We start from the raw sequence: 12,011 nt of genomic DNA, 5'->3' as shown, positions 1-12,011 counted from the left end.
GAAGGCGCGCCTATACCACCCCGAGAAGGGGGCGCCGACCACCTGGATCTACACCGTGATGCGCAACCAGTGCTTCGACATGCTGCGCCGGCGCCGTGCCAGCAAGGAGGATCTCTGTGCCGAGGAGCTGTGGCCGGTGCTGGAGTTTCAGGCCGAAGAGGAGCATCTGAGCGGGGGCGAGGATGCCGTGCTGACTCGCCAGATGGCCCACTACCTTGGCACTCTGCCAGAGCCGCAACAGCAGGTGGTGCGCGGCATCTATCTGCAGGAGTTCTCCCAGCAGGAGCTGGCGGAGCGACTCGGCGTGCCGCTCGGTACCATCAAGTCCCGCCTCAGACTGGCGCTACAGAAACTGAAAGAGCAAGTGGAGCAAGGCCATGATTAAAGCCCATCCGACCGACCCTATGCTGCGTGCCTTCGCCGCCGACGAGCTCCCTCTGCCGCTGGCGGTCGGGCTCTCCGCTCACTGCGAGCTCTGCCCTGATTGCGCTGCCCGACTGAAGACATTTGAAGAGGAGTTGGCGCAGCAATATCTTGCCTCGCCAGCAGAGCCTGAGCTGGCCCCCCGCGATGACGTGGCGCTGGACGCCGGATTTGATGCCATGCTGGCGGATATTCTGGCGCAGCCCGAACCGGTTGCCTCACCCGTTATCGATCTGCCCCGAGCCCAGCCCGCCGGGCTGGAGGTGGCCGGTCACGCCTACCGTTTGCCGCGGGTGCTGGCCCGCTACCGCTCGCCCAAGTGGCGCCATATCGGCGCCATTCGTCAGCAGAGTTTGCCGCTGGACGAGATGGGGGCCCGCGCCAGCCTGCTCCATATCGAGGCGGGTGGCCGCATCCCTGAGCATACCCATCAGGGCTATGAGCTGACCCTGCTGCTGGCGGGCAATATTCAGGATGGCGACACCCTCTATCAGGCCGGGGATTTTATCTGGCGCGATGCCAGCCATGCCCACAGCCCGCATACGCCGGATGGCTGCCTTTGCTACACGGTGCAGGATGCCCCGGTGCAGTTCACCAAGGGGTTGTCGCGGCTGCTCAACGGCATCAGTCAGCACCTCTACTAAACTGTGTGAGCCAATAGAAAAGGGACCAAGCTGGTCCCTTTTGTCATTTCATTGCTGGCTTCCGGTCAGGCGACAAACACCAGATAGACGGCGAACGCCACGATAAAGCGGTAGATGGCGAACGGGATAAAGTCGATGCGGCGGATCAATGCCAGGAAGGTCTTGATCGCAAACATCGCCACCACGAAGGCGGTGATAAAGCCCACTGCAAACATCGGGAAGTCAGCCATGGAGAGAAAGTCGCGGCTCTTGTAGAGATCCAGCCCGCTGGCCGCCACCATCATGGGCACCGCCATGATGAAGGAGAACTCGGCGGCTGCGTGACGGCTGATCCCCATCAGCATACCGCCGCTGATGGTGGCGCCGGAGCGTGAGAAGCCGGGCCACAGCGCCAGACACTGGAACAGGCCGATGCCGAACGCCTGTTTGTAGCTGATGTCATCCAGGGTTTCGGAGCGAACAGCCGGGCGGAACTTCTCGGCGATGATCAGCAGGATGCCGCCCGCAACCAGTGCATACATCACGGTCTGCGGGCCAAACAGGTTGGCCTTGATCCAGCTGTGGATGGCCAGACCGACCACGATGGCGGGCATCATGCCGAGAATGACGTGCACCAACGACAGGGTGGCGTGGCCCGGTTCCGGCTTCTGGCCGAAGTGGATGCCAATCAAACCAAACAGGCGGCGCCAGAAGACGGCAACCACCGCGAGAATCGAGCCAAGCTGGATCACTACTTCGAAGGTGGCAGCCTTGGGCCCTTCAAAGCCCAGCAGATGGCCGACGATGATCATGTGGCCGGTTGAAGAGACGGGGAGGAACTCGGTCAGCCCCTCGACGACGCCCAGAATAAAGGCGACCAGCAGGCTATAGGTGTCAGTCATCGAACAGAATCCTTGCTACGTTGATGCAAAAACGCCCCGGAAGGGTCTCGGGGCGGCTTATCTTGCTGGAATGTGACGGGCGCTGCTACGGAAAAATTGTGAAACCTTTAAGTCAGTCGCGGATAAAACGGTAGCGAGCCTGGTGGTGATAGCGCTCGCCCGGCAACAGCCAGGGGTCGCCCAGCTCGGGGCGATTGGGGCTGTCCGGCAGTTGTTGTGCCTCCAGACAGAAGCCGTCGTGATCCCGGTGCGCCAAACCCTGGCGATTCGGGGTATTGGCCAGCCAGTTGCCGGTGTAGAACTGCAGCGAGGGCTGGTTGGTGTAGACCTCCATCGCCAGCTGTCTGTCACCCGATACCACGCGAGCAGCCCACTCCTGCGCCGGGCCGTTGAGCACAAAGGCGTGGTCGTATCCCTTGGCCTGTTGCTGCTGGGGATGGCTGAGCCAATCCAGCCCGACAAGGCGCTCTTGGCGCAGATCGAACTGCCCCTCCACCGGGGTGATGGCGATCGGCAAACCGCTCGGGTCGGTCGGCAGGAAGTGGTCGGCATTGATGCTGATGAGGTGGTCACGCACATCGCCGCCGTCGGGGTTGTCATCGAGATTGAAGTAGGCGTGGCTGGTGAGGCTGACCGGCGTAGCGGCATCCGTGCTGGCGATGAAATCCACCACCAGATCGCTCTGCTCCAGCCGATACTCCAGGGTTACCCGCAGATTGCCGGGAAAGCCCTGCTCCCCTGCCCGGGAGAGCAATGTCAGTTTGACCCGATCCGCCTCCAGCTCCTTGATCTGCCACCGCTGGCGATGAAAGCCCGCCTGCCCGCCATGCAGGCAGTTGGGGGCCTGATTGGCATCCAGCGGCCAGCGCTGGCCATCGCGTAGCAGTTCGGCGCCGCCGATGCGGTTGGCAAAACGCCCGGCCACCGCGCCCAGCCACACCTGTTGGGTGGGATAGGCGTTGTCGACACAACCCAGCAGCACTTCGCGCCATTTGCCCGCCACCGGCAGGGTGAGGGAGGTGAGGGTGGCGCCAAAATCGAGGCCGCGCAGGCGCAGCCCCTCTTCGTTTTCCAGCTCGAATGGGGTCATGGCGCTGCTCATAGCTTGCCTGCACCGGCGCTGGCAGAGCAGACGTAGCAGTCAGCCTTGAGGCCAAAGCGGGTCGGATACTCGGCTTCAACCGCGGCGATCACCTCGGCCACTTTTTCCGGACGTAGCAGGGCGACCACGCAGCCGCCGAAGCCGCCGCCAGTCATCCGCACGCCGCCTTCGGTGCCGAGCTTGGCCTTGATGATCTCCACCAGACCGTCGATGGCGGGCACTGTGATCTCGAAGTCATCGCGCATGGCGGCGTGTGATTCGGCCATCAGCTCGCCGAGGCGGGTCAGATCGTGGCTGGCCAGTGCATCGGCCGCCGCAAGAGTGCGGGCGTTTTCACCAACCACGTGGCGGGCACGGCGGTAGCAGACCTCATCCAGCCCGGCCTTGCCCGCTTCCAGAGCCGCCAGATCGAGATCGCGCAGCGCCTTGACCCCGTAGTGACGGGCGGCCGCTTCGCACTGCTGACGACGGGTGTTGTATTCGCTGTCCACTAGACCGCGGCGCACGTTGGAGTTGACGATCAGCACCGCCAGATCCGCCGGCATGGGGATGAGGCGGGTCTCCAGCGAGCGGCAGTCGAGCAGCAGGGCGTGGTCGATCTTGCCGCTGGCGGAGATCATCTGATCCATGATGCCGCAGTTGCAGCCGACGAACTTGTTCTCCGCCTGCTGGCCGTTGAGGGCGATCTCGGCCTGACTGATGTCGAGCCCCAGCGCCTCCTTGAAGGCCTGACCGATGGCCACTTCCAGTGAGGCGGAGGAGGAGAGTCCCGCCCCCTGCGGCACGTTGCCAGAGACCACCAGATCGAGGCCGCGCAGGGCATAACCGCGCTCCTGCAGATATTTCACCACGCCGCGGATGTAGTCGCTCCAGCGCTGGCTGGGGTGGTGCTCGATGGGCTGGTCGAGGTCGAACTGGTCGCGCTGGTTGTCGTAGTCGGCGGCGATCACCTGTACTTGCCGGTCATCGCGCAGGCCGATGGCAACGCAGGTCTCGTAGTCGATGGCGCAGGGCAGCACGAAGCCGTCGTTGTAGTCGGTATGTTCACCGATGAGGTTGACGCGGCCGGGGGCGCGCACCAGCAGATCGGACGCTTTGGCAAACTGTTCGGCAAAAACGGTGCTGACGCGTTGGCTCGGGGTCATAGGGTCTCCTCATTGGCTTGGCCGGTCTGGTTGTAGTGAATGGGGCTCAGAGCGCGCAGCCGCTCGGCAGCCTGCTCCGGGGTAAGGTCGCGCTGGGTCTCTGCCAGCATCTCGAAGCCGACCATGAATTTGCGCACGGTGGCGGAGCGCAGCAGCGGCGGATAGAAGTGGGCATGCAACTGCCACGCCTCGGTGCAATCCGACTTGGGCGGCGCAAAGTGCCAGCCCATGGAGTAGGGGAAGCTGCACTCGAACAGGTTGTCGTAACGGCTGGTGAGCTCCTTGAGCGCTACCGCCAGATCCTGTTGCTGGGCCTTGGTCAGGTTGAGCATGGAGGGGACGTGCGCTTTGGGTAGCAGCAGGGTTTCGAACGGCCAAGCGGCCCAGAAGGGGACCACGGCAAGCCAGTGTTCGGTCTCCACCACGATGCGCGAGCGATCCGCCAGCTCCCGCTCGACATACTCCAGCAGCATGGGGCGGCCATGCTCGGCCAGCCAGTCACGCTGGTGCTGCTCTTCACGGGCGATCTCGTTGGGCAGGAAGTCGCTGCCCCAGATTTGGCCGTGGGGGTGCGGGTTGGAGCAACCCATGACGGCCCCTTTGTTTTCAAATACCTGTACCCACTCCCACTGGCTGGACAGCTCGGCGACCTGATCCATCCAGGTGGTGATCACCCCTTCGATGGCGGGCAGCGGTAGCTCGGGCAGGGTCTTGCCGTGATCCGGCGAGAAGCAGATGACCCGGCTGGTGCCGCGGGCGGCTTCCAGTTTCAGCAGGGGGTCACCTGTGTTGTCGGCGGCCGGGGTATCCTGCATCAGGGCGGCGAAGTCGTTGGTAAAAACGAAGGTGCCCGGATAGTCGGGGTTGATGTCGCCGGTGACCCGGGTGTTGCCCGCGCAGAGGAAGCAGTCGGGATCGTGTGCCTGTTTGGGGGTCTGACTCACCTTCTCCACCTGTCCCTGCCAGGGGCGTTTGGCCCGGTGGGGGGAGACCAGCACATACTGGCCGGTCAGCGGGTTAAAGCGGCGATGGGGATGATCGACGGGATTGAACATCATCTCTCCTGAATAAGATATGGAAAACTAAAGTCGTTTATTAACGGGGAGCAGGCAGGCCTACTCCTCGTAACCGTTCGGATTGGCGGATTGCCAGCGCCAGCTGTCGGCGCACATGGCGTCGATATTCCGGGTCGCCTGCCAGCCCAGTTCACGCTCGGCCTTGGCCGGATCGGCCCAGCAGGCGGCGATGTCGCCCGGGCGACGCGGTTCGATGCGAAATGGCAGCGGCTTGCCGCAGGCATTGGAGAAGGCGGCAACCAGCTGCAACACACTCTGGCCCTGACCGGTGCCCAGGTTGTAGGTGTGCACGCCACCCTTGCCGGCGCAGTGTTGCAGTGCCTTGACGTGCCCCTCGGCGAGATCCATCACGTGGATGTAGTCGCGCACGCCGGTGCCATCCACAGTTGGGTAATCGTTTCCAAAGACCGACAGGCAGTCGCGACGGCCGATGGCGACCTGGGTGATATAGGGCATCAGGTTGTTGGGAATGCCTTGGGGATCTTCCCCCATGGTGCCCGACTCGTGGGCGCCGACCGGGTTGAAGTAGCGCAGCAGGGTCATGCTCCAGTGCGGCTCAGCCAGCTGCAGGTCCTCGAGGATCTCCTCGATGATCAGCTTGGAGCGACCGTAGGGGTTGGTGGCGCTGCGGGGGAAATCCTCGCGGATCGGCAGACTGGCGGGATCGCCGTAGACGGTAGCCGAGGAGCTAAACACCAGATTGTGCACGCCAGCCCGCTTCATCGCCTGCAGCAGGGTGAGGGTACCGCCAAGGTTGTTCTCGTAGTAATCCAGTGGAATGCGGGTCGACTCGCCGACCGCCTTGAGGGCGGCAAAGTGGATCACAGCGTCGATCTGCTGCTCGGCGAAGATCCGGTCCAGCAGGGCGGCATCGCGAATATCTCCTTCATAGAACACGGGTTTCTGGCCGCTGATAGCCGCGACTCGTGTCAACACGCTGTGCTTGCTGTTGCAGAGGTTGTCGACCACGACCGGGGTCATGCCTGCGGCTTGCAGGGCCAGAGAGGTGTGGCTGCCGATATATCCGCAGCCGCCGGTGACCAGAACCTTCATCTTGCTCTCCACTGAAAATGACGCTGCAAGCAGTCTAGCCGAGGGGTTGGCTTGCAAACTGTGAACTTGCTTGCAAAACAGTGTAAACGATTACACTGTTTTTGTGAGTGGTTCTCTGGCAGATCGTGCGTTATCCCCTGTTTTCAATGGGGTTGGTGGGTATAATGGTCAATCTGTCGCAGAGTGAAATAAGTGAAAACAGCATGAGTACCATCAAGGATGTCGCCCGTTTGGCCAATGTGTCGGTGGCAACGGTTTCACGGGTGATGAACAACTCCCCCAAGGCCAGTGCCGCCTCCCGCGCCGCCGTCCAGCAGGCGATGGCGGAGCTGGGCTATACCCCCAACGCCAACGCGCGGGCGCTGGTCAGCCAGACCTGCGATACCATGGGTGTCGTGGTGGGTGACGTGGCCGATCCCTTCTTCGGAGCTCTGGTGAAGGGGGTCTCCGGCGTGGCCGTCGAGCAGAATCTCCACCTGTTGATGGGTAACGGTTTTCACAAGGCGCGCCAGGAGCGCGAGGCGATCGAGCTGCTGATCGGCAAGCGCTGCGAGGCGCTGGTGGTGCACAGCAAGGCGCTCAGCGACGAAGAGCTCTGCGACTACGCCATGCGGGTGCCCGGCATGGTGCTTATCAATCGCGATATTCCTGCCATCAAGGGGCGCTGCATTGCCCTCAACAACCGGCTGGGGGCCGCCACGGCAACCCGCCATCTGATCGAGCTGGGCCACCGCCACATCGCCTTTATCAGTTCGGATCACGCCATCGAAGATGCCACCTTGCGGCTGCAGGGGTATCAGGATGGATTGGCGGAGGCTGCCCTGACGGCGGATCCGGAGCTTATCGAGAGCGGTACGCCGAATGAGGAGGGGGGCGAGCGCGCCATGCTCAACCTGCTGGCCAAGGGGCTCAAGGTGACTGCCGTGGTGGCCTACAACGATGCCATGGCGGCCGGTGCCATCTCGGTGCTGGCGGACAACGGCCTGCGGGTGCCGGAGGAGGTCTCGGTGGTGGGCTTCGATGACATCATCTACGCCAGATACCTGAGGCCCAAGCTCTCCACCATGCGTTACCCCATCGAGTTGATGGCGAGTCAGGCAGCCAAGCTGGCGTTGCAGCTGGCGGCAGGGGAGAGCGAGGCACAGCAGAACCGCATCTATACCCCGACCTTGATCAATCGTCACTCGGTAGCGCCGGTTCGCGCAGGGTAGGGGCCGTTTGCGGCTCATTTCTCGAGCTTTTATTGTTTTACCTGTTTTTAATGGTTTTTACTCCGCTTTACTTAACAAAACCAGTGTAATCGTTTACATCTGTGTGAGCGAGATCGCCGATCCCTTGGCCACACTTCTCTAGACTGGAATACGTTTTCCAGTCATTAGGGAGAAGGGGAATGCTCAGGGATATAGTGGCGCGTCAGGATTGGCAGACTCAGGCGATTACTTCGGTAAACCGCCTGGTTGGCCATACCCCCATGTTCAGCTGGCGCAGTGAAGCGGATGCCAGAGACGATCTCCTTTCACCCTCACGCCGTTCACTGGATGGCGAGTGGTGCTTCTCCTTCTTTGCCGCTCCCGAGCTGGTGCCCGAGAGCTGGCTGGCGCAGGATTTGGTGGATGCCAGCCTCATTACGGTGCCGGGCAACTGGCAGCTGGATGCCGCCTATCCGGCAGCGCGGCCGCTTACAGACGGCCCCATCTACACCAACATCAAGTACCCCTTTCCCTGCGACCCGCCCCGGGTGCCTGCAGAGAACCCCACCGGTTGCTACTCCCGCGAGTTCGAACTCCCTGCTGACTGGCTGGCCAGCGGCCAGAGCCGGATCATCTTCGACGGGGTGAGCAGCGCCTTCCACCTGTTCTGCAACGGTCGCTGGGTGGGGTACTCCCAGGACAGCCGGCTGCCCGCCGAATTCGATTTGACTCCTTATCTGCAGAGCGGTCGCAACCGGCTGGCGGTGCTGGTGCTGCGCTGGTCCGACGGCTCCTATCTGGAAGATCAGGATATGTGGTGGCTGTCGGGGATCTTCCGCTCCGTCAGCCTGTTGCACAAACCGGCCCGCCATCTGATGGATATCCGGGTCACCCCCGAGCTGGACGCCTGCTATCGGGATGGCCGCCTCAAGATTGCACTGCAGGTCGCCAATGCGGCTGGTCTGTCGGTGGAGGCCAATCTCTATGACGGCGGCGAGCGGGTTGCGACCCTGCGCCAGCCGATCGGCACCCAAGCTATTGACGAAAAAGGGGCTTATGACGATCGCGCCGAGCTGTGGCTCGATGTGGCGGCGCCACACAAGTGGAGCGCCGAGACGCCTTATCTCTATCGTTTGACCCTGACCCTGCTGGACGAGCAGGGCCAAGCCATCGAGAGCGAAGCCCATGATGTGGGCTTTCGGACAGTGGAGATCCGTGGCGGCCTGCTGCGGGTCAACGGTCAGCCGCTGCTTATTCGCGGTGCCAACCGCCATGAACACCACCCCGCCAAGGGTTATGCCATCGATCGCACCACCATGGAGCGGGATCTGCTGCTGATGAAGCGCCACAACTTCAACGCGGTGCGCTGCTCCCACTATCCCAACCACCCCGCATTCTATCGTCTCTGCGATCGGCTTGGCCTCTATGTGGTGGACGAGGCGAATCTGGAGACTCACGGCATGACCCCCATGGGGCGGCTAGCGCGGGATCCCGCCTGGAGCAACGCCTTTCTGGAGCGGGCGACTCGCATGGTGGCGCGGGATTTCAACCACCCCTCGATCATCATCTGGTCGCTGGGCAACGAGTCGGGCTACGGCCCGGCCCACGATGCCATGTATGGCTGGATCAAGCGCAGCGACCCGAGCCGTCCGGTACAGTACGAAGGGGGCGGGGCCGATACCCCAGCCACTGACATCATCTGTCCCATGTATGCCAGAACCCATCAGGATCAGCCCTTCCCGGCGGTGCCCAAGTGGGCGTTGGCCAAGTGGATCGGCCTGCCCGGCGAGCACCGGCCGCTGATCCTCTGCGAATATGCCCACGCCATGGGCAACAGTCTCGGGGGCTACGCCCACTACTGGCAGGCATTTCGCGATCATCCACGCCTGCAGGGCGGGTTCGTCTGGGATTGGGTCGATCAGGGGCTCGACAAATACACCGCCGATGGTCGCCACTATTGGGGCTATGGCGGCGATTTTGGCGATCTGCAAAACGATCGTCAGTTCTGCTGCAACGGCCTGCTGTTCCCGGATCGCACTCCCCATCCCGCCCTGTTCGAGGCAAAACGTGCCCAGCAGCCGTTCCGCTTCACCCTGCTCGAGCACACCCCGCTGCGGGTGCGGATCGAGAGCGAATACCTATTCCGCACCACCGATAATGAGCGGCTCGACTGGCAGCTGTGCGAGAACGGCCATGTGCAGCAGCAGGGGGAATTATCCCTTGAGCTGGCGCCGCAGGGGGTGGTCGAGTTGACTCTGACCGAGATGCTGCCCGCCTTTGCGGCGGGCTCGCTGGCTTGGCTCGATCTGGCCATCGTTCAGCCACAAGCCACCCTCTGGTCGCAGGCGGATCACAAGGTTGCCCGTCAGCAGTTCACCCTGCCGACCCCCCTTGCCCTGCCTGCTCCCGCCGCTGCCGCTACCCTGACCGAGCTGCCGGATGGTTGGCTGGTCAGCGCTGCAAACAGCAAGTGGCGGCTCGACAAGCAGAGCGGTCGCATCACCAGTTGGCAAAAATCGGGGCAGGAGCAGTTGCTCGCACCGATCATGGATCACTTCTACCGCGCACCGCTGGACAACGACATCGGCACCAGCGAGGCGGATCACGCCGACCCCAACTCCTGGATTGCCCGCTGGCAGGTGTGTGGCCTCGAGCAGTGGCAGCACCGCTGTTTGGGGATCACGGCCGCCGGAGGGGATATCCGGGTCAGTCACGGCTACTTCCACCACGATGAGCTGCTGCTGGTGAGTCACTGGCATCACCGCTTTGCCGATGACGGTGCCATGAGGCTGGAGATAGAGACCGAGTTGGCGCAGGCGCTGCCTTCGTTGCCGCGGATCGGTCTGCTGATCCATCTGGCCGAGGTACCGGCGCGAGCCGAATGGCTTGGCCGTGGCCCTCACGAGAATTATCCGGATCGCCTGCTGGGCGCCGATCTGGGTCGCTGGAGCCTGCCGCTGGAGGCCATGCACACCCCTTACGTCTTCCCGACCGACAACGGTTTGCGCTGCGATACTCGCCAGTTGCAGCTGGGCGGGCTGTGTGTGAGCGGTACCTTCCATTTCAGCGTCAGCTGCTTCAGCCAGCAGCAGCTCGCTGCCACCCGTCACCAGAGCGATCTGGTGGCCGAAGAGGGGCTGTGGGTCTGTCTCGATGGTGCTCACATGGGGGTGGGCGGCGATGACTCCTGGAGCCAGAGCGTGCGCCCCGAGTATCAGCTGACTGCCCGTCGCTATCGCTGGCACTGCACCCTTGGTTGAGCTTTTTGACAACAGCCTGTTAGCGACTAGCCTCAATGCTGCGGAATAGATTGAGTCCAAAAATTAACACTCGAATTTATGTTTTTGAAAAATAAGAAAAAGATTCAATGTAACAGAGTGTAATCGTTTTCATTTTGTCGTCATGATCACAGAAGAAATGACAACAAATTGATTACATTGAATGGCGATTGCTCAATAGCTCGCCACCCTACAACTCATGGATAGATACATCGGAGCACACACAATGAAAAAAATGACGACCGTTGCTGCCCTGCTGCTGGGCCTGATGGCTGGTGCCACTGCTGCCCACGCTGAAACCCGCATCGGGGTGACCGTCTACAAATATGACGACAACTTCATGGCGGTCGTGCGCAAGGCGATCGAGAAGGAAGCGGCTGCCAACCCCGGGGTTGAGCTGCTGATGAACGACTCCCAGAACGACCAGTCCAAGCAGAACGACCAGATCGACGTGCTGCTGGCCAAGGGCGTGAAGGCGCTGGCCATCAACCTGGTTGACCCGGCGGCGGCACCGGTGGTGATTGAGAAGGCCCGTGGCGAAGATATTCCGGTGGTATTCTACAACAAGGAGCCGAGTGCTGCCGATCTGGCCAGCTACGACAAGGCCTACTACGTAGGTACCGACTCCAAGGAGTCAGGCATCATCCAGGGCCACCTGATTGCCAAACACTGGAAAGCCAATCCGGCCTGGGATCTGAACAAGGATGGCGTCATCCAGTACGTGCTGCTGAAAGGGGAGCCGGGCCACCCGGATGCCGAAGCGCGCACCACCTATGTCATCAAGACCCTGAATGACGGCGGCATCAAGACCCAGCAGCTGCACATGGATACTGGTATGTGGGATACCGCCATGGCCAAGGACAAGATGGACGCCTGGATCTCCGGCCCGAACGCCAACAAGATCGAAGTGGTCATTGCCAACAACGACGGCATGGCGATGGGCGCTGTCGAGTCGCTGAAAGCACAGGGCAAGAGTGCCATTCCGGTGTTCGGCGTCGATGCGCTGCCTGAAGCGCTGGCGCTGGTGAAGAGCGGTGCCATGGCCGGTACCGTGCTGAACGATGCGGCCAACCAGGCCAAGGCGACCTACGAGCTGACCAAGAACCTGGCTGAAGGCAAAGCGGCTGGTGAAGGCACCAAGTGGAACATCGTCAACAAGGTCGTGCGTGTTCCCTACGTCGGCGTAGATAAAGACAACCTGTCCCAATTCGAATAATTC

At 62.0% G+C, this 12,011-nt stretch carries 10 protein-coding genes; 5 read left to right on the top strand and 5 right to left on the bottom strand.

Going from position 1 to position 12,011, the window contains the following annotated elements:
• Positions 1-385, top strand: a 385-nt coding sequence (locus AACS24_RS16645; protein ID WP_108571379.1) for a sigma-70 family RNA polymerase sigma factor, incomplete at its 5' end; no start/stop codon positions are given.
• Positions 378-1,067, top strand: coding sequence for a ChrR family anti-sigma-E factor (locus AACS24_RS16640; RefSeq protein ID WP_108571378.1), 690 nt, complete (start codon positions 378-380; stop codon positions 1,065-1,067). The genes AACS24_RS16645 and AACS24_RS16640, both read left to right, overlap by 8 nt.
• A gap of 65 nt (positions 1,068-1,132) precedes the next feature.
• On the opposite strand, the gene bacA is transcribed toward AACS24_RS16640, so the two are convergent.
• From bacA to galE, 5 genes are all read right to left on the bottom strand, one after another.
• Positions 1,133-1,948, bottom strand: a complete 816-nt coding sequence (gene bacA, locus AACS24_RS16635; protein ID WP_108571377.1) for an undecaprenyl-diphosphate phosphatase — start codon at positions 1,946-1,948, stop codon at positions 1,133-1,135.
• A gap of 112 nt (positions 1,949-2,060) precedes the next feature.
• Positions 2,061-3,050 carry a galactose-1-epimerase gene (gene galM / locus AACS24_RS16630; protein WP_108571376.1) on the bottom strand — a complete coding sequence of 330 codons (990 nt, stop codon included), beginning with the start codon at positions 3,048-3,050 and terminating at the stop codon, positions 2,061-2,063.
• Entirely contained in the window at positions 3,047-4,195 is a 1,149-nt protein-coding gene (galK, locus tag AACS24_RS16625) for a galactokinase (protein ID WP_108571375.1), read from the bottom strand. Before galK ends, galM begins: the two co-directional genes overlap by 4 nt.
• On the bottom strand, positions 4,192-5,250 hold the full coding sequence (locus tag AACS24_RS16620) for a UDP-glucose--hexose-1-phosphate uridylyltransferase (RefSeq protein WP_108571374.1): 1,059 nt from the start codon (positions 5,248-5,250) through the stop codon (positions 4,192-4,194). The genes galK and AACS24_RS16620 overlap by 4 nt, the downstream gene beginning before the upstream one ends.
• 60 nt (positions 5,251-5,310) lie before the next feature.
• Positions 5,311-6,324: a UDP-glucose 4-epimerase GalE gene (gene galE / locus AACS24_RS16615; RefSeq protein WP_108571373.1), complete on the bottom strand. Its 1,014-nt coding sequence runs from the start codon at positions 6,322-6,324 to the stop codon at positions 5,311-5,313.
• Between the two features lie 203 nt (positions 6,325-6,527).
• Here galE and AACS24_RS16610 point away from each other — a divergent pair, with 203 nt between their 5' ends.
• The 3 genes from AACS24_RS16610 (at position 6,528) to mglB (ending at position 12,008) form a co-directional block, all read left to right on the top strand.
• A complete protein-coding gene (locus AACS24_RS16610; RefSeq protein ID WP_108571372.1) occupies positions 6,528-7,535 on the top strand; it encodes a substrate-binding domain-containing protein in 1,008 nt (335 codons plus the stop codon).
• A gap of 179 nt (positions 7,536-7,714) precedes the next feature.
• Complete coding sequence (locus AACS24_RS16605; protein ID WP_108571371.1) at positions 7,715-10,774, top strand: beta-galactosidase; 3,060 nt, start codon at positions 7,715-7,717, stop codon at positions 10,772-10,774.
• Between the two features lie 244 nt (positions 10,775-11,018).
• Positions 11,019-12,008, top strand: a complete 990-nt coding sequence (gene mglB / locus AACS24_RS16600; RefSeq protein ID WP_108571370.1) for a galactose/glucose ABC transporter substrate-binding protein MglB — start codon at positions 11,019-11,021, stop codon at positions 12,006-12,008.
• Positions 12,009-12,011 lie beyond the last annotated feature (3 nt).

Source organism: Aeromonas sp. HMWF016 (assembly GCF_963878195.1).
Lineage (GTDB): Bacteria > Pseudomonadota > Gammaproteobacteria > Enterobacterales > Aeromonadaceae > Aeromonas > Aeromonas lacus.
This window is presented reverse-complemented; position numbering and strand designations above follow the sequence as displayed.